The 18,237-nt window shown below is 38.4% G+C and carries 19 protein-coding genes; 15 read left to right on the top strand and 4 right to left on the bottom strand.

What is annotated here, in order from left to right:
- Positions 1–94 precede the first annotated feature (94 nt).
- From I597_RS06480 to dnaG, 6 genes are all read left to right on the top strand, one after another.
- The gene (locus I597_RS06480; RefSeq protein WP_035327612.1) at positions 95–664 is read left to right on the top strand and encodes an RNA polymerase sigma factor; all 570 of its coding nucleotides are present in this window, start codon (positions 95–97) and stop codon (positions 662–664) included.
- Positions 648–1,415, top strand: a complete 768-nt coding sequence (locus I597_RS06485; protein WP_035327613.1) for a hypothetical protein — start codon at positions 648–650, stop codon at positions 1,413–1,415. Before I597_RS06480 ends, I597_RS06485 begins: the two co-directional genes overlap by 17 nt.
- A 51-nt stretch (positions 1,416–1,466) precedes the next feature.
- Complete coding sequence (locus I597_RS06490; RefSeq protein WP_035327615.1) at positions 1,467–2,555, top strand: hypothetical protein; 1,089 nt, start codon at positions 1,467–1,469, stop codon at positions 2,553–2,555.
- 303 nt (positions 2,556–2,858) lie between these two features.
- Entirely contained in the window at positions 2,859–3,170 is a 312-nt protein-coding gene (locus I597_RS06495) for a hypothetical protein (RefSeq protein ID WP_035327617.1), read from the top strand.
- Positions 3,171–3,383: 213 nt separating this feature from the next.
- On the top strand, positions 3,384–4,475 hold the full coding sequence (locus I597_RS06500; protein WP_081965015.1) for a T9SS type A sorting domain-containing protein: 1,092 nt from the start codon (positions 3,384–3,386) through the stop codon (positions 4,473–4,475).
- A gap of 244 nt (positions 4,476–4,719) precedes the next feature.
- Entirely contained in the window at positions 4,720–6,702 is a 1,983-nt protein-coding gene (dnaG, locus tag I597_RS06505; protein ID WP_035327620.1) for a DNA primase, read from the top strand.
- Here the strand turns inward: dnaG and I597_RS06510 are convergent.
- Together I597_RS06510 and nadE are read right to left on the bottom strand one after the other, a co-directional pair.
- Positions 6,699–7,337 (bottom strand): response regulator, encoded by a 639-nt coding sequence (locus tag I597_RS06510; RefSeq protein ID WP_035327622.1) that lies wholly within the window; start codon positions 7,335–7,337, stop codon positions 6,699–6,701. The genes dnaG and I597_RS06510 overlap by 4 nt on opposite strands.
- Before the next feature lie 126 nt (positions 7,338–7,463).
- The gene (gene nadE, locus I597_RS06515; RefSeq protein WP_035327623.1) at positions 7,464–8,252 is read right to left on the bottom strand and encodes an NAD(+) synthase; all 789 of its coding nucleotides are present in this window, start codon (positions 8,250–8,252) and stop codon (positions 7,464–7,466) included.
- Between the two features lie 83 nt (positions 8,253–8,335).
- Here nadE and gldB point away from each other — a divergent pair, with 83 nt between their 5' ends.
- From gldB to I597_RS06530, 3 genes are read left to right on the top strand one after another with little or no spacing between them, the layout of a single operon-like run.
- A complete protein-coding gene (gldB, locus tag I597_RS06520; protein ID WP_081965016.1) occupies positions 8,336–9,313 on the top strand; it encodes a gliding motility lipoprotein GldB in 978 nt (325 codons plus the stop codon).
- Positions 9,314–9,316: 3 nt separating this feature from the next.
- The gene (gene gldC / locus I597_RS06525; RefSeq protein ID WP_035327624.1) at positions 9,317–9,655 is read left to right on the top strand and encodes a gliding motility protein GldC; all 339 of its coding nucleotides are present in this window, start codon (positions 9,317–9,319) and stop codon (positions 9,653–9,655) included.
- 5 nt (positions 9,656–9,660) lie between these two features.
- On the top strand, positions 9,661–10,032 hold the full coding sequence (locus I597_RS06530) for a hypothetical protein (RefSeq protein ID WP_035327626.1): 372 nt from the start codon (positions 9,661–9,663) through the stop codon (positions 10,030–10,032).
- Here the strand turns inward: I597_RS06530 and yihA are convergent.
- Both yihA and I597_RS06540 read right to left on the bottom strand, forming a co-directional pair.
- On the bottom strand, positions 10,022–10,627 hold the full coding sequence (gene yihA, locus I597_RS06535) for a ribosome biogenesis GTP-binding protein YihA/YsxC (RefSeq protein ID WP_035327628.1): 606 nt from the start codon (positions 10,625–10,627) through the stop codon (positions 10,022–10,024). The two genes, I597_RS06530 and yihA, sit on opposite strands and share 11 nt — an antisense overlap.
- Before the next feature lie 132 nt (positions 10,628–10,759).
- A complete protein-coding gene (locus I597_RS06540; protein ID WP_035327629.1) occupies positions 10,760–11,524 on the bottom strand; it encodes an alpha/beta fold hydrolase in 765 nt (254 codons plus the stop codon).
- A gap of 315 nt (positions 11,525–11,839) precedes the next feature.
- Between I597_RS06540 and mraZ the strand changes: the two genes are divergently transcribed.
- Genes mraZ through mraY form a run of 6 tightly spaced genes read left to right on the top strand, consistent with a single transcriptional unit; the run spans position 11,840 to position 18,213 of the window.
- Complete coding sequence (gene mraZ, locus I597_RS06545) at positions 11,840–12,310, top strand: division/cell wall cluster transcriptional repressor MraZ (protein WP_035327631.1); 471 nt, start codon at positions 11,840–11,842, stop codon at positions 12,308–12,310.
- On the top strand, positions 12,297–13,193 hold the full coding sequence (gene rsmH / locus I597_RS06550) for a 16S rRNA (cytosine(1402)-N(4))-methyltransferase RsmH (RefSeq protein WP_035327632.1): 897 nt from the start codon (positions 12,297–12,299) through the stop codon (positions 13,191–13,193). Before mraZ ends, rsmH begins: the two co-directional genes overlap by 14 nt.
- 7 nt (positions 13,194–13,200) lie before the next feature.
- Entirely contained in the window at positions 13,201–13,521 is a 321-nt protein-coding gene (locus I597_RS06555; protein WP_035327633.1) for an FtsL-like putative cell division protein, read from the top strand.
- 2 nt (positions 13,522–13,523) lie between these two features.
- The gene (locus I597_RS06560; protein WP_035327634.1) at positions 13,524–15,515 is read left to right on the top strand and encodes a penicillin-binding protein; all 1,992 of its coding nucleotides are present in this window, start codon (positions 13,524–13,526) and stop codon (positions 15,513–15,515) included.
- Positions 15,512–16,975, top strand: a complete 1,464-nt coding sequence (locus I597_RS06565; protein ID WP_035327636.1) for a UDP-N-acetylmuramoyl-L-alanyl-D-glutamate--2,6-diaminopimelate ligase — start codon at positions 15,512–15,514, stop codon at positions 16,973–16,975. Before I597_RS06560 ends, I597_RS06565 begins: the two co-directional genes overlap by 4 nt.
- Positions 16,975–18,213, top strand: coding sequence for a phospho-N-acetylmuramoyl-pentapeptide-transferase (gene mraY / locus I597_RS06570; protein WP_035327637.1), 1,239 nt, complete (start codon positions 16,975–16,977; stop codon positions 18,211–18,213). The genes I597_RS06565 and mraY overlap by 1 nt, the downstream gene beginning before the upstream one ends.
- Positions 18,214–18,237: the final 24 nt, after the last annotated feature.

Here is an 18,237-nt window from a genome sequence, read left to right on the forward strand (position 1 = left end):
CTATGGTAAGAAGAAATTTGGATTTTTTTTTTGCCTTGAGGCAACCTTTTTTACAAACGCTGCGTCTTTATAAATAGAAACCCAAACATCAGGTATGAAAGTCATACAATTTAATAACGAGCGACAACTCATAAAAAAAGCCATTAAAGGCAATAGAGATGCACAGCGCAAACTCTATGATGAGCACTCGCCAAAAATGCTGAGCGTCTGTCGTTATTATATAAAAGATGTACATCAAGCCGAAGAAGCAATGTGCAACGGTTTCTTAAAAGTATTTACAAAGCTAGACACCTACAGTGGTAACGGGAGTTTTGAAGGGTGGATACGCAAGATTATGGTGCGAGAAAGCATCTCATACCTAAGAGCTATAAAGAAGTTGTACTTCTCAGAAGATGGCGTGGTAGGAAATAATGATGCGATAAATAACATACAGACAGATCTTGAAGTGGCGCATATACAATCACTCATAGATGACCTGCCAGAAGGATATCGAGTCGTATTTGTAATGTATGCTATAGAAGGGTATAAGCACAGAGAGATAGCAAAAGCACTTGGGATTAGTGAGAGCACTTCAAAAAGCCAATTGTTTAAAGCGAGAAAGCAGTTACAAGCAGCGGTAAATAAAGATTTAATAAATAACGGTACAGATGAACTTAGAAGATAATTTTAAAGATAAGCTAGAGAGACGCCGTCTCGAGCCTACCGCATCTGCCTGGGATCGTATAGAGGGCAAGCTAGATGCTAGTCAGGGCAAGAAAAAAAGTAAAATAGTTTTATGGATGGGTATCGCGGCAAGCTTTATTGCAGGCGTGTTTATCACAGCACTTATTTACAACACGAGTGTGGTAGATGAACAAACGCCTTATGTAGAAAATCAACCAGAAGAGGTGATAGAGAAGGTGACACCAGAACAAGCAATTGATAAGCCTAGAGAAATCTTACTAACAGATGCCACAACAAATAGCGTAGAACTACAAAAAACAAAATCTGTCACATCACCCAAGAACAATACTGCTACAAAGAAGAAAACAACAACTCCTGCTAAAAGTAAGTATCACCCATACAGTAATGCTAATAGTATAAACTCACAAGTAGAAGAAGCTGTAGCCACTTCTATTAGTAAAGAAGCAGCGATAAAACCTACTATAAATGCTGTTGTAGGTGTTAATCCTGATGAAGTAAAAACAAGCGATGAGTTGCTAGATGATGAGGTAGAAAACCTACTCAAAGCTGCCCAGCAAAATATCAATAAACAACCAGTATTTGCACAGCCCCAACGAGTGGTAGATGCAAACGAGTTACTACTAGACGCCGAAGCAGAGGTAGATCCAGACTCCTTTAAAGATAGAATGTTTCGCACGCTTAAAAAAGAGTTTAATAGAGCCGTAGAGGCAGTTGCAAATAAAGATAATTAAGAAAATTCATCAATAACGCGCCATCATCGAGCGCACAAAACACAAACTATTATGAACACAATTTTTAAAATTGCCCTTGCGGCAACAGTGGTAATCTTTGCCCAAAACGTAAAAGCGCAAGAAGCGCAACAAGAGGTCTCTCAAAAAATTGTAGACCAAGTATCAACCCTAGAAGCTCGAAAAGAGAATGTAAAAGAAAACTGGAAAAGCAATCTCAAACAGAGAATCCAGTATATAAATGCACAGCGAGAAAAACAAAACATTAGTGCCACCCAGGCAGAACAGCAAAAAAAGGATGCCGCACAAGAAGTTGCTCTTAATATAGAAAACGAACTAGCCATTATAGATAATCAAATCGCACTGGTAAAAAGAACCGGCCGCATAGACCCTTCAAAAGGAAGCTCTGTAGAAATAGGTTTTGGTAGTGCAGATGAGAATGGCAACAGAGTATTAGGTATTGCTGTAAATACAAATAAGCCAAAAAAAGTCACCTATGACAGACGTACCTATAGCGAGCTTGTATTTGCCTTTGGTCTCAACAACGGTATTGTAGAAAATGGAGCCAACTTTGGCGATAAGTTCACCATAGGTAAATCGCGCTTTTTTGAACTAGGTTATGCCTGGAAAACGAGAGTATTTCAAAACTCTGGCGCACTTCACCTCAAGTATGGAGTGTCATTGCAAACTAACAAGCTGTTTACAAAACAAAATGAGCGACTCGTAGTCACAGATGGTGTCGCTGCTTATGAGGAGTTCCCACAAGAGTTAGACAAGACCCAGTTACGTTTCTCAAACCTAGTGGTGCCTGTGCACCTAGAATTTGGCGGGTGGAAAAAGGAGCAAGAAGAAGACTATGTGCGCTATAGGCTGTCAGGTAAATTTAGAATGGGTATAGGAGGTTATGTAGGTGTGCGACTTGGGACACAACAAAAATTGAAGTATAAAGAAAATGGAGACCGCATCAAGACAAAAGAGAAGCAAGACTTTGGTGGTGATAACTTTGTTTATGGGGTGAGTAGCTACATAAGACTTTCGCAAGACCTTAGCCTGTACGGTAAGTATGACTTGAGCACCGCTTTCAGCACAAGTGACTTAGGTGATGTAAATAATGTCTCTCTAGGCTTACGTTGGGACTGGTAACATATAATGTATAGCTAGTATTCCGTTTTTGTAAAAGTGTTTTATTACGCTTTCGCGAAAGCGGAATTTTTTTTATATCCCAAAAACAAACGCAACTTTTTAGAAAATTTTGCATCTTGTAAAAAGAATCAGCTATTTGAGATTAAAGCTGTAATACCTTTATTAAGAACTGGTTAATATGACAAATAAAATAGTACTGCACAGATTGTTTTCTTGGCATAATTGGGAAAACAGAGTTTTTCAACAGAACCCAGCGAATGCAAGCAGGAATAATTTAGATGAACTTTTTGATAACTGGAATTAATGAGAAATATATTTTTTGCTACAATTTTTTTGCTATTAGTCCTATCTTGTGGTCCAGAGACTGAGCGGGAGATGAGAACTTATGCCATATTGAATGAAACCAATAATAATGTCACATTGTTATTAAGTTTAAATAATATAGATGAACTAAATACTTATGTAATGTTGGGTACAAATGAAATTTACAGGGGCGAGCGGTTAGAGCTTGGTAATTTGACAATGTTACCAGAAACCACAACGCCAGTTCAATCATTAGGCGCAGACGAGGTTGCTATTGTTTTTGATGACGAATATGTATTGTTTTTGACGTAGATCTATCTAACGACGAGCCTGTATTTAGTGATCCATTAAACAGAAACCCTTTCCGTCACGGAAGTTATGAAAATATAGGGAATGATGAGTTTTTGTACACCATCACTCAGGAGGATTTCGAGAATGCAATGCCTTGTGATGGCCCTTGTGAGTAACTAAGAATAGTTTAATAAATGGGATGCTTAGGTGTCCCATTTTTAATTTTAAGATTTTATGAAAACTATAATCAAGATTATAATACTATTATTTATGGGTTTTGGCGCGACCGCGCAAACTCCAGAAACGATAGCTCTAGGCAACCCTTATGGAGAGATTACCGTAATTGGAAACACGCTCTACCGTGGTGGTCAAGGAGCGCAAGTGGGAACGTATGATTTAAACACCTCAGATTTTACAGAGAACATTATCGGGACAGGTTCAGGTACAAATCCGCATTTACGATTTGCTGTAAACCCTACAGAAGAGAATGTGTATATCTCAGAGTTTGGAGGTCCGATCTATGCTGCAGCTATTACAGAGAGTAATCTTACTCTAATACAACAAGGAGCTACTACTGGTGGGGAGGTGCTAGGGATGGCTATTTCTGGGAATACAGTGTATTATAACACAACAGCTCCACAAATACTACGGTTTCAAATGAATGATCCAGATAGTACGCAGGAAGTATTCTTTGATCCAGCGAGCATATTGCCTATTTTTAATATGATCATAGCAAATGATGTGCTGTATTATAGTACACAGTCAGACTTTGAAGAGCCTATAGATTATCAACTATTTTCATTAGATATTACAGCCACAAACCCTACTCCACAATTAGTGACTACCACACCAGAGCGTGCTTGGACGTTTGTAGTTGAGGGTGATGTATTATACATAGGTAGCGACCAGAATAATAGTGTGTATACAAAAGACCTTTCTGATAGTAGTGCGCAAGAAGCAACGTTACTTAGAACCTTAGACCTAGGTAATGCTACAAATCTATATAGTATAGATGCAGCGGGTGATTTTTTCTATTATTCAAGTACTGGTCAAGAGGGAGGTATCTATAGAATAGCATTAGATAATTTATCTGTAAGTAATGCTACAAAAACCACTCTTACTGTATTTCCTAATCCTGTAGAAAGCCACTTACAACTCTCAGGAATTAATGCAGTGACTCCATATGAAATCTATAGTCTTGATGGTAAAAAAGTAGTGTCTGGAGATTATTTGCCAAATACATCAATAGATTTGGAGGATTTAGCTTCAGGTATATATGTATTAAGTCTAAATGGAGTGCATCATATCAAAGTTTTTAAGCAGTAAGCCTGCTAGTTTTAAAGGGAAAAATCCCAGTCTTTTTTTCTTAAAGGCTGGTTTTTTTTGCTTTCGCGAAAGCGGAATTAAGAAAGAAGGTAGCTCAGATATGTAAAATGTCTGGGCTATTTCTATTTATATGTGATTCTATTTTATAAAAACGCTCTTGTGTATTATATTGAAAACTGTTGTAATTTGAAGTACTTTTGCAGGCTACCAAAAGTTATTGTAACATAATCACGCCAATCTAGATTTGATATCAAAAGAAACCATAGACAAAGTTTTTGAAACCGCCCGTGTAGAGGAGGTGATAGGTGATTTTGTAAATCTTAAAAAATCTGGATCAAATTTTAAAGGCCTCTCTCCATTTTCTGACGAGCGTACGCCTAGTTTTATGGTGAGTCCTGTAAAACAAATTTGGAAAGATTTTTCTACTGGTAAAGGAGGTTCGGCGGTTTCATTTTTGATGGAACACGAGCACTTTAGCTATCCAGAAGCGATAAAATACCTAGCCAAAAAGTACAACATTGAGGTAGAAGAAACAGAGCGCACAGACGAGCAAAAGGAGGCTGCAAATGAGCGTGAGAGTATGTATCTCGTGAGTGAGTATGCTCGTGATTACTTCCATAAAACGATGCTCAACTCAGAGCAGGGTAAGGCTATAGGTCTTTCATATTTTAAAGAACGCGGGTTTATTGCAGCGACTATTGAAAAATTTCAGCTAGGGTATAATCCAGATCAATGGGATGCTTTTACGAGTGAGGCAATACGTCAAGGTTACAAACTAGATTACTTAGAAAAGACAGGACTCTCTATAGTTAAGGAGGAGAAGCAATTTGACCGTTTTAAAGGGCGTGTGATGTTTCCTATACACTCTATGAGTGGTCGTGTGCTAGGTTTTGGAGGTAGAATATTAGATAGTAGTAAGAAAGCAGCAAAGTATCTCAACTCGCCAGAGAGTGACATTTACCATAAGAGTAAAGTGCTGTATGGTATTTACTATGCAAAGCAAGCTATTGCAAAGGAGGATAACTGTTACCTGGTAGAAGGGTATACAGATGTGATACAAATGTTTCAGTCTGGTATTGAGAATGTAGTTTCTTCTTCTGGAACGGCACTTACACCAGAGCAAATACGATTAATAAATAGACTTACTAAAAATATAACGGTTCTTTTTGATGGTGATGCTGCGGGACAGCGTGCTGCACTACGAGGGATTGATTTAATTCTCGAGCAGGGAATGAATGTGAGGGTTTGCTCCTTTCCTGAGGGGGAAGATCCAGACTCATTTTCGCGAAAGCATAGTAAAGAAGAAATCGTTGCTTTTTTTGATGAAAATGCAAAAGACTTTATACAGTACAAAGCAAACCTACTTGTAGAAGAAGCGGCTGGTGATCCTGTAAAAAAAGCAGATACTGTGCGTGATATGGTAGAGAGTATTTCTAAAATACCTGACGCCATAAAGCAAGAAATTTATGTGCAAGAGTGTGCGCGTATAATGGAGGTCTCTGAGACTGTGTTGTATAATACGCTTGCTCAAATACTCAAGAAAGATAAAAAGGAGGCTGTAAAACAATATAGAGGTAATCAATCTCAATCACCACCACCTGAATATATGTCTGTGGTGCCAGACGAGATGCCTAATGCTGTCGAGAAAGTTAATGTGTTATATGAGCTTGAGCGCAAGCTTATAGAGTCATTGCTTTTATACGGGCAGGTGGAAGAAGATTTTGAAGATCTTGTTCTTAAAGAAAATGAAGATGGCTCACTAGGCCTAGTACCAGAGGTTCATAAACTTAGGGTTTTTGAAAAAATCTATTTAGACCTACAAGATGATGAGGTAGAGTTTACAAACGACCTTTTTAAGGTCTTGTATGTGAGAATAGTGGAGCAAATGAATTTAAATGATAATTTTCAAATTCAAAACTTCATCAATGAGCTCGCTCCAGAAGAAGCAAGTGAGATTTCTAACATCGTTCTTAATGATGAGAAGTATGAGCTACACCGCTGGGATACACGAGAGGTGTATGTACGTAAAAAAGAGACCTCAATAGCTCAGTTTGTATCAGAAACTGTGCTTAGTTTACGTAAATACCTTATCACCCAGAAGATAAAAGAGCTTATGGAGGAGACACAAGGAAGCTCTAATAATCAGGAGATTATTAAAGACATTCTTGATTACCAATCGCTCAATACCTTGCTGGGTAATAAACTGGGCCGAGTGCTGTCGGTCTAGATATGACTACTCTGCAATAAACGTGCGTGCTTTATGAGCTCTGCCACATTTTGTGCTTCTAGTTTTTTGAGTAATCGCATCTTATAAGTACTTACGGTTTTCTCGTTAATATCTAGGTCGGCGGCAATTTCTTTGTTGCGCTTACCATTAGATAAGAGGTTGAGAACTTCGATCTCTCTACTTGAGAGTTTTTTATACTTATATGCTAAACCTTGCGTAGCATTACCATCATTTACAAGTCGCTGGCTTAAAGCTTCATTAAGGTATATACCACCTTTTTGAACTTGTGTAATGGCGTTTACAATACGCTCTACATCTGCTGTTTTTGCAACATATCCAGAGGCTCCATATTTGATAGCGCTTAGAGCATACATCTCCTCGGGATGACAGCTTAAAACGAGTATCTTGATATGGGGGAACTCTCTCTTAATTGCTTTTAGGGCAGTTATACTATTTAGGTTAGGGATATCGATTTCAAGAATGAGGATATCCACCTCGGTTGTGGTCAAGGTGTTCAGAAGGTTATTTCCATCTTTTACATAACCTATAATGTCATAATGACCTTCGGATTGTAGAATAGAGGAAATACCCTTTCGTGTGATCGGGTGATGATCTGCTATTAGTACTTTGTTCATTAGTTATTGTTTTAACAAATAATGAAACAAGAAATTGAGGGGTTTACTTGTTTGTTTGCTGCACTAATGTAAGCTATATTGATAAAGTTATTAACGTTTTTGTTAAAAAAATCGCTAAAACACACTTTATTTAAGACTAACGGGTATTTCGCACACCGGAATCGGGTTCATTTTATGAAGATTTGCTGTATTTAATTTTTTATAAAGCTTAAATACTCTATGTTGCTCATCTGTCCAGTTGTCAGATTTTCCACCATTGTCATCTTGCTGCATTGCCCATTCTAGCTGGTCATATGTTGCTCCTATTTGATCTTCGTCTGTGCGGTCATCTCCCCATAATCCATCTGTAGGAGCGGCTTTTTGTATACTCTCAGGAACACCTACGTGTACAGCACAGGCATACACTTCAGATTTCATTAAATCTGCAATAGGGCTTAAGTCTACGCCTCCATCACCATATTTTGTATAAAAGCCTACGCCAAAGTCTTCTACCTTATTACCTGTACCAGCGACAAGGTATTTGTGTAACCCAGCAAAGTAATACAAAGTACTCATACGTAGTCTAGCTCTCGTATTTGCTAGACTTAGATTAAGTTGCTCGCTCATCTCTACTGCGGGCACAGCTTTTTTCATTTGCTCAAAGGTATCGGTAAGGTTAACCTCCACGTCTGTCACGTTTGCAAATCTTTCTTTAAGTTGTTTGATGTGTTCTTTTGCACGTGTAACTTGACGCTCATCTTGATGTATAGGCATCTCTACACAAAGTACCCTAAGTCCAGTTTTTGCACATAATGTCGAGGTGAGTGCACTATCTATACCACCACTTATGCCTACTACAAAACCATTCATTCTCGCATTAGTTGCATATTCTTTTAACCAGTTTACGATGTGATCTACTACTTTTTCGGTTTGCATTTGTGATTATTTTAGAGTGTATAAAATTGGTACTTTTACCTTTGTAAACGCGATACAATACAACTTTTTGTATTACCTGCGTTATGAATTATAAAGATACAAACTCTATGAATAAAATGCTTGTGCTTTTAGTAATGCTAGGTCTAGTAACCGGCTGCGCTGAAATTTCAAAAGAGGAGGCCGCTATAGAAGCTATTGAGTTAGATATGGAGGTGCGACGCTTTGACCAGTTGTTTGCAAAGTCTACAATAAATGAGCTAGATAATTTAAAAGGGGAGTTTCCTTATTTGTTCTCAAAAAAATATCCAGATGAGTACTGGGCGCAGCGCTTTAAAGATACCATCCAGATTGAAATTAATGAAGAGCTGGCAAAGACATATCCAGATTTTAGTCAAGAAGAGGAGCAGTTAGAAAATCTATTTCGTCATATAGTTTATTACTTTCCAGAGACTACTGTGCCTAAGGTAGTAACGCTTGCTTCTGAGGTAGATTATAGAAATAAAGTTGTGCTGGCAGATAGTCTTCTCCTTATAGGTCTAGATACCTACCTAGGTACAGATCACCATTTTTATATAGGTATTCCTAAATTTCAAAGTAAAAACTTTAGAAAGGAGCAAATAGCAGTAGATGTTGCTGCAGCATTTGCAAATCAAAAAGTAAGTAAGCCACGCACTCAAGATTTTCTTTCAGAAATGATTTATGAGGGAAAAAAGCTGTATTTAATGAAAACCTTATTAGGAGAAACCCCGCTTCAAGAGGTTTTTGGGTATACAGAAAGTGAGCTCACCTTTGCACAAGAAAACGAGATGAATATCTGGGAGTTCTTTATTAAAAATGAACTGCTTTATGACACAGATAAAAAATTGCTTAGTCGTTTTATAGATCCTGCTCCTTTCTCAAAGTTTTATCTATCCTTTGATAATGAAACACCTGGGCGCATAGGGAGATTTATAGGTTATGAGATTGTTGCGTCATATATGTCTAAAAATGATATATCGCTTAAAGCGCTATTGAATCAAGATGCAACTACTATCTTTGCAAACGCAAAATATAAACCCTAAGAAATGGCAAAAAACATAAAATCTGATATAAAAATTTCTATTGAGCTTGATGAAAATCGTGTGCCAGAAAAAATGGCGTGGACAGCTCGTGATGGAGGAGTGGCAAATGAGGAGGCAAAAGCGATGCTACTCTCTCTGTGGGATCCTAACCAGAAAGAAACTGTACGTATAGATTTATGGACCAAGGATATGCCAGTAGATGAGATGCAGCAGTTTTTTCATCAAGTGCTTGTAGGGATGACAGACTCTTTTAAACGTGCTACAAATGATGAGAAAATGGCAGATACGATGAAAGATTTTACAGATTACTTTGCAGAGCACCTTAACTTAAAGGAGAAGTAAAAATTATGGGTTTGCTATTTATATATAATGCAAACTCTGGCGCCATAAATGGTCTTTTAGATACGGCTCATAAGCTGGTGAGTCCAGAAACTTACCAGTGCGAGCTTTGTGATCTTACCCACGGAGCTTTTACAGAAAAGAAGGTGTGGTTACGCTTTCGCGAAAGCGTAAAAACCCCAATGCAGTTTTTGCATAAAGATGAGTTCTTAAAGCGTTACAATTCTAAGTGGTTACCGCAGTATGATTTTCCTTTAGTACTAGCCGCTACAGATAGCGGTCTAGAAGTTGCTATTTCAAAAGAGCGACTTACTGAGTTGCAAACGCCAGAAGCTTTAATAGAAGAAGTGCAAGAGGTGTTGCGTCTTTTTAATTTTTGAGATTGCTGTTTATCTCCTCAATGTAGTTTAAAATTTCATCTTGCCCGGTTCCATCACTTGAGCTGCTTATAAAGTAGTTAGGAAACTCCCACCATACACCCTCAAGCATAATACGTTTGTACTCTTCTATATTGCGTTCTAGAGCTTGTGGTCGAAGCTTGTCTGCCTTAGTAAATATGATGGAAAAAGGGATTTCCTTCTCACCCATATACTCCATAAACTCCATATCTATTTTTTGAGGCTCGTGGCGGCAATCTACCAGGACAAAAGCAGAGATCATTTGCTCGCGTTGCTCAAAATAGTCTGTAATAAATTTTTGAAAATACTTCTTATCTTTTTTTGATACTCGAGCATAACCATAACCAGGTAAATCAACTAGGTGCCAGTTTTCGTTTATTAAAAAGTGATTAATAAGCTGCGTTTTTCCTGGTCTTCCAGAAGTTTTGGCAAGACTCTTACGGTTAGTAAGCATATTTATAAGTGAAGACTTACCTACATTAGAGCGGCCTATAAAGGCGTATTCTGGTATGCGCGTGTTAGGGCATTTTGATACCTCAGAATTACTTACTACAAATGTGGCAGACTTTATTTTCATAATGCAAAAGTAACAATGTAATCCCTTATTAAAGAATTACAATACAATAAAGTGCAAAGCAATTACCGTGTGGAGATAATTGCAAAAAGCTGAGAGTATAAATTTAAATTGTTTAGTCTGTAGTTAAGGTTGTTAAAAACCTCTTTCTTTGAGCCACTTAAGAAGTATGTCGTTAAACTCCTTAGGCTTTTCCATCATTGCCGCGTGACCACACTCATCTATCCAAAATAGATCTGAATCTGGGAGCAATTTATTAAAATCTTCGGCAACTTCTGGTGGAGTGACACCATCTTGTTTTCCCCAGATGATGCACGTAGGTGTCTTCATCTCTGGAAGATCTTGCGCCATATTGTGACGTATAGCACTCTTTGCAATAGCAAGCGTTTTAAGAAGCTTGTTACGGTCATTTACAGTATCATACACTTCGTCTACAATTTCTTTTGTAGCGCAGTCAGGGTTGTAAAAAACGCCTTGTGCCTTTTGCTTGATGTACTCATAATCACCACGCTTAGGGTAGCTTTCTCCCATTGCGCTCTCATAAAGACCAGAGCTTCCTGTGATAACCAGTGCTTTTACGGTTTCTGGAGCCATCTTTGTATGATAAAGACCCACGTGACCTCCCATAGAGTTACCTAATAATATTACTTCTTTATACCCTTTCATTTTTATAAAATCGTTCAGGTATGAAGCAAAAGATTTTACGCCAGTCTTAAGAAGCGGCATTGTATAAACTGGTAGTTCTGGGATAACCACCTTGTACCCATTTTCCGAAAAATGAGAAGTCACCTCATCAAAGTTGCTTAAGCCTCCCATTAACCCGTGTAAGATAATAATTGGTGTGCCTTCGCCTTTCTCTAGATAGGTAAAATCTCCTTCAGTAATTAAGTCGTGTGTCATAAATGTGGTTAGTCTTCAATCCAAGCAAATATAGCTATTTCGGTTTTGATTGGTTACCATTTTTTGACTTTGCTTTGCAGGGTTTATATCCTGTTATATAGTGTTCATTATGAGAGTTTTTAGTGAGCTTTCGCGAAAGCGTGCCTCAACATATCAAAGATTTTTTTGAGTAAAAGGCCTCAATTTAAAGTAATGAACCATTGTTAACAAGTATAGGGTGGTGGTACAACTTATCAACAAAGTGGTAGAATGTGGTAAAAAGTGGTAATATTTGCGCTATATTTGAGTTAATAGATAAAAACTAACCCATCTCGAGTGATTAATCTCATTGGAACATACGAATGTAAAATAGACGCCAAAGGCCGCCTTATGCTGCCTCAAGCGTTTAAAAAGCAGCTGGCGCCTATCCTTCAGGATGGTTTTGTGCTTAAGCGTGCTGTGTTTCAAAAGTGTCTTGAGTTGTACCCTATTGCAGAGTGGAATGTGCTAAGCGCAAAAGTGAATAAGCTTAATCGTTTTAAAAAAAAGAACGATGAGTTTATACGTCGTTTTAATGCAGGTGTAAAGCCTGTAGAGGTAGACGGTACGGGTAGGATTCTTGTGTCTAAGGATTTGGGAAGTTTTGCAAAGCTTGAGAAATCTATCGTAGTAAATGCTGCGTTTAACATTCTTGAGATTTGGGATAAAGATTTATATGAAAAAGCCATTGACGAGGCGGCAGTAGACTTTGCAGATCTAGCCGAGGAGGTAATGGGAGATAGCGATATACCAGATGGATTATCATAACCCAGTTTTATTAAATGAGACCGTAGATGGTCTTGACATAAAGCCAGATGGTGTTTATGTAGATGTCACATTTGGCGGTGGAGGTCACTCTAGGGAGATTTTGAGCAGGCTAGGTGAAAATGGCAGGCTGTATGGTTTTGATCAAGATCCAGATGCAGCGCAAAATGTGCCAGATGATAGCAGGTTTGTGCTCATACCAGAAAACTTTAGGTTCATAAAGCGCTTCTTGCGTTTTCACGGGCATAAAAAGGTAGATGGTATTCTGGGAGATTTTGGTGTGAGTTCACATCAGTTTGATGTTGCAGAGCGAGGTTTTTCTACGCGTTTTGAAAGTGATCTTGATATGCGTATGAACCAGAAGGATGATCTCTCTGCTTATAACGTAGTAAATGATTATGCAGAGGAGGATCTAAGGCAAGTGTTCTGGCAGTATGGAGAGTTGCGCAATGCGCCTAAGCTTGCTAGTGCAATTGTTATGGCGAGAGGTAGTGCGCCTATAAAAACAAGCGAGCAACTTAAAAAAGTACTTGCGGCCTTTCTGCCAAAACATAGAGAGCATAAAATACTTGCACAGATTTATCAAGCAATACGCATAGAGGTAAATCAAGAGATTGAGGTTCTTAAAGAGTTTTTGCTTCAGACTGAGCAACTGCTTGAGCCGGGTGGGAGAATAAGTCTTATAAGTTATCACTCTCTTGAAGATAGATTGGTAAAGCGTTACATACGCAATGGTCTTTTTGAAGGAGAGCCAGAAAAAGATATGTACGGCAATTTTGACGTGCCGTTTAAAAAAGTAGGGCGATTAATTGTGCCTAGCAAAGAAGAAATAAAGAGTAATAATAGAGCTCGTAGTGCAAAGCTTAGAATAGCTGCAAAAGTGTAGTGCGTTTATGGGTAAAGTAAATAACATACTCAAGGGTAAGTTTCTAGTAGACGAAGATGCTTTTAAAAACTGGAGAATGATCATTTTTCTCTCGGCACTGGCGCTCATTATGATTGCTAGTTCGCATAGGGCAGATGAGAAGGTTCACGAGATAGCAGATCTTAAAGATGAAGTTGCAGAGTTGCGTAGTGAGTCTGTAGACTCTAGAGTAAATCTTTGGAAATTAAAAACAAGTAGTAGTGTCGCAAAGGCGCTTGAGGCAAGAGGAGTCAAGCCTTCAAATATTCCTCCAAAAAAAATTAAAGTAAAAACAGCAGAAAGAGATTAAGAGTGGCTACATCAGAAAAAAACATATTAAACCGCCTTTATTTCGTCGCTGGATGTATGTTTCTTCTAGCGCTTATTATCGCATATAAACTTGTGGCAATACAGGTTTTTCAAGGTGCCGAGTATCGCGAGCTTGCTGTTACTAGTACCGAGAAGATGGTTACCATACCAGCTACGCGTGGTAATCTTTATGCAGAGGATGGTAGTCTTCTTGCTACGTCTCAAATTAAGTATGATATACGCTGGGATGCTATCGCACCGTCTAAGGATAATTTTAATGAAAACATTGTAGCACTTTCTAAAGGGCTCTCTGAAGTGCTTGGCAAACCACAGTCATATTATGAAAATAGACTGCGCAAAGCACGTAGCACAAAAAACCGCTATTTATTTATTGCCCGTAAACTAGGTTATGCAGATTATGTAAAAATCAAGTCGTTGCCTTTGTTTAATAAAGGCCAGTTTAGAGGAGGGATCATTGTAGAAGAGCATACAGAGCGTGAGCATCCATTAGAAAAAATGGCAGAACGCACAGTAGGATACGAGCGTCAGGATGATAGTGGGTATTATACGCGCGTAGGTCTAGAAGGAGCATATGGTTATTATCTAAGAGGTAAAGAAGGACGCCGTCTTAAGCAAAAGATTGCAAAAGGAGAGTGGAAACCTTTAGGGATAGGTAATGTCGTAGAGCCTCGCGATGGGTATGATGTCATATCTACCATAGATGTAAATATTCAAGACGTTGCACACAACGCCTTGCTTACTAGTCTCGAAAAATACCAAGCAGATCACGGTTGTGTGGTTGTTATGGAAACTAAGACCGGCGAGATTAAAGCCATCTCAAATTTAGGTCGTACTAAAGAAGGAAAATATTACGAGCGTCTCAATTATGCGGTAGGAGAGGCACACGAGCCTGGGTCTACTTTTAAATTGATGTCTATGGTGGCCGCCTTAGAAGATAAGGTAATAGACTCAAGTACCGTGTTTGATACAGAAAATGGACGAGTAAAATTTTATGACCGTACGGCTATAGATTCTAAGCGTGGAGGTTATGGTAAAATAACAGCTGCAAAAGCGTTTGAGTTGAGTAGTAATACCGCTTTCGCGAAAATGATAAACGATAACTATGCTTCAGATCCAGAAAAGTTTGTAAAACGACTTTTTAATATGGGTCTCAACGATCAGTTAGGGCTAGAGATAAAAGGAGAAGGAAAACCTAATTTTCCGTACCCAGGAGATAAAAACTGGTATGGTACTACCTTGCCTTGGATGGCCTTTGGTTATGGCGTAGAGCTTACTCCATTACAAACACTCACATTTTATAATGCCATTGCAAATGATGGTGAGATGGTAAAACCTCGTTTTATCAAAGAGGTAAAAGAGTGGGATCAAACCATTGAGACTTTTGATAAAGAGGTGATAAACTCACGCATCGCATCTCAGGAAACAATTAATGTTGTTAAGGAGATGATGAAGAAAACAGTAGAGCGTGGTACAGCAAGAAATATCTACAGCAAGGAATTCTCTATGGCTGGAAAGACGGGTACTTGTCAAACAGAGTACTGGATAGAAGCGGGCAGGTACATATCATCTTTTGCAGGATATTTTCCTGCAGATGAGCCTAAGTACTCGTGTATTGTAGTAGTTAATAAGCCTAAAAAATCTATAGGGTTTTATGGTAATGTAGTTGCAGCTCCAGTTTTTAAAGAAATTGCTCAAAAAATATATTCAGATACGCCCGTGGTAGATGAAATAGCACTGCCGGCAGATAATGCTTCTAGCATTACAAATGACTTTCAGAAGTATTATGCAAACGTAAATAAGAGCCATAAGACCATTCCAAATGTAAAAGGAATGCCAGGTATGGACGCTGTGGCATTGCTAGAAAACTTAGGGTTGAAAGTAAACTTTCGCGGAAGCGGAAAAGTAAAAAGCCAGTCTATTAAGGCAGGTGATAAGATAGAAAAGAACAAAACCATTACCCTGCAATTATCGTGATTTTACTTAAAGACATATTATATAGAGTAACCCTAGAGTCTGTTGTTGGTAATACGGCTATTGCTATTACAGATGTGCATTTTGACTCGCGTAAGGCGTCTCTTAATGATGTATTTGTGGCGATACGTGGTACCCAGAGTGACGGTCACGATTATATAGAAAAAGCGGTAGCACAAGGAGCACTAGCGATTATTTGTGAGGAGATGCCGGAGCAAATTGTAAATGGTATCACTTACGTGAAAGTAGCAGACACCTCTAGTGCGCTCGCTACAATAGCAAGTAATTACTACGGAAACCCATCTGCAAATCTGAAGCTTATAGGGATTACTGGTACTAATGGTAAGACTACTATCGCCAGTCTGTTATATCAACTTTTTAAGAAGGCTGGATATAAAACTGGGTTATTATCTACTGTGAAGATTATGGTAGATGCAACAGAGCATAAGGCAACGCATACTACACCAGATAGTCTTACTATTAATAAGTATCTCGCAGAGATGAGTGCTGCTGGGGTTGAGTATTGTTTTATGGAGGTGAGCTCTCACGGTATTCACCAAAAGCGCACAGAAGGTTTACATTTTGAGGGAGGGATTTTTACAAATTTATCTCACGACCATCTAGACTACCACGAGACATTTGCAGAGTACAGAGATGTTAAGAAAAAGTTCTTTGACGAGTTGCCTAAAACGGCTTTTGCGCTAGTAAATAACGATGATAAAAATGGACCTGTTATGGTTCAGAACACAAAATCAAAAAAAGTTACGTATGCGCTAAAATCTTATGCAGATTACAGAGCGCAAATTTTAGAAAACCAGCTATCTGGGTTATTGCTCAAGGTGCAAGATCAAGAAGTTTGGGTGAAGCTTATTGGTTCTTTTAATGCATATAACCTCTTAGCCATTTTTGCAACAGCAGAACTTTTGGGGCTAGATCAAATGGAAGCATTGCAGCTTTTAAGTGAGTTAGAGAGTGTGTCAGGACGTTTTCAATATTTCATTTCTGAAGGTAATGTCACTGCCATAGTAGATTATGCACATACACCAGATGCACTTAAAAATGTGCTAGAAACCATAAATGATATTCGTACTAAAAATGAAGAGCTTATTACGGTTGTAGGTGCTGGTGGTGATCGTGATGCTACAAAGCGACCTAAAATGGGAAACATCGCTAGCGCACTTAGTACAAAGGCTATTATCACAAGTGATAACCCAAGGTCAGAAAATCCAGAGGCTATTATTGAGCAAATAGAAGCAGGGGTAGAGCCTATACATTATAAAAGAATTCTGTCTATTACTGATAGAAAACAAGCTATCAAAACTGCTTGCCAACTGGCAAATGCGGGAGACATAATATTAATAGCAGGTAAAGGTCACGAGACTTATCAAGAGATAAATGGAGAGCGTTTTGATTTTGATGATTATAAAATAGTACAAGAAACTCTTAAACAACTTAACAAGTAATGCTGTATTATCTTTTTCAATGGTTAGACGAAGCTTATAACTTGCCAGGTGCAGGCTTGTTTCAGTTCAGTACGTTTAGAGCTGCGCTTGCTGTGTTGCTTTCTTTAATACTATCTACGGTATATGGAGAGCGTGTGATTAAGTTTTTGCAACGCAAGCAAATGGGGGAGCAAATACGGGATCTAGGTCTAGAAGGACAAGCAGAAAAAGCAGGAACACCTACTATGGGAGGTCTCATAATTATAGGTGCTACGTTAATACCTGTACTACTTCTAGGTGACTTGCAAAATATCTATATCATTCTTTTAATAGTAACCACTGTGTGGATGGGAATCATAGGTTTCTTAGATGATTATAAGAAGAAAATGCAAAAAAATAAAGACGGTCTAGCTGGTAAGTATAAAGTTATTGGCCAGGTAGGGCTGGGTATCATTGTAGGGGCAACAATGTTCTTTCATAGTGACATTACCATACGTGAAGAAATCAAGCAAACAGCAGGAACAGAGCAGGTAGAAATCACTACGCTTAGAGGTAATGATAAATTTGACGTAGCTCATAAGAGTCTCAAGACTACTATTCCTTTTGTAAAGTATAACGAGATAGATTACAGCACGATACTTACTAGTATTAATGAAGACTGGCAAGACTATGCGTGGATCATATTTATCCCTATCGTGATTTTTATAATTACAGCTGTTTCAAACGGAGCAAATCTTACAGATGGTATAGATGGTCTCGCGGCGGGTACGAGTGCTATTATAGTGCTCACGCTAGGCATATTTGCCTTTATATCTGGTAACATCATCTTTAGTGATTATCTCAATGTGATGTATATCCCAGGTACGGGAGAGATGCTCATATTTATTGCTGCGTTTGTAGGAGCACTTATTGGATTCTTATGGTATAATGCTTATCCAGCACAAGTGTTTATGGGTGATACAGGTAGTCTCACTATAGGAGGAATTATAGCGGTACTCGCCATTGCTACTAGAAAAGAATGGCTCATTCCTATTTTATGCGGGATTTTCTTAATGGAGAATCTCTCTGTGGTAATGCAAGTAGGATATTTTAAATACACAAAAAAGAAATATGGAGAAGGTAAGCGCATCTTCTTGATGTCACCATTACACCATCATTATCAAAAGAAAGGTATTCACGAGAGTAAAATTGTTTCCCGCTTTTGGATTGTGGGGATATTGCTTGCGGTACTTTCTATCATAACATTAAAAATTAGATAATCACGCTTTCGCGAAAGCATAAAA

Source organism: Dokdonia donghaensis DSW-1 (assembly GCF_001653755.1).
Lineage (GTDB): Bacteria > Bacteroidota > Bacteroidia > Flavobacteriales > Flavobacteriaceae > Dokdonia > Dokdonia donghaensis.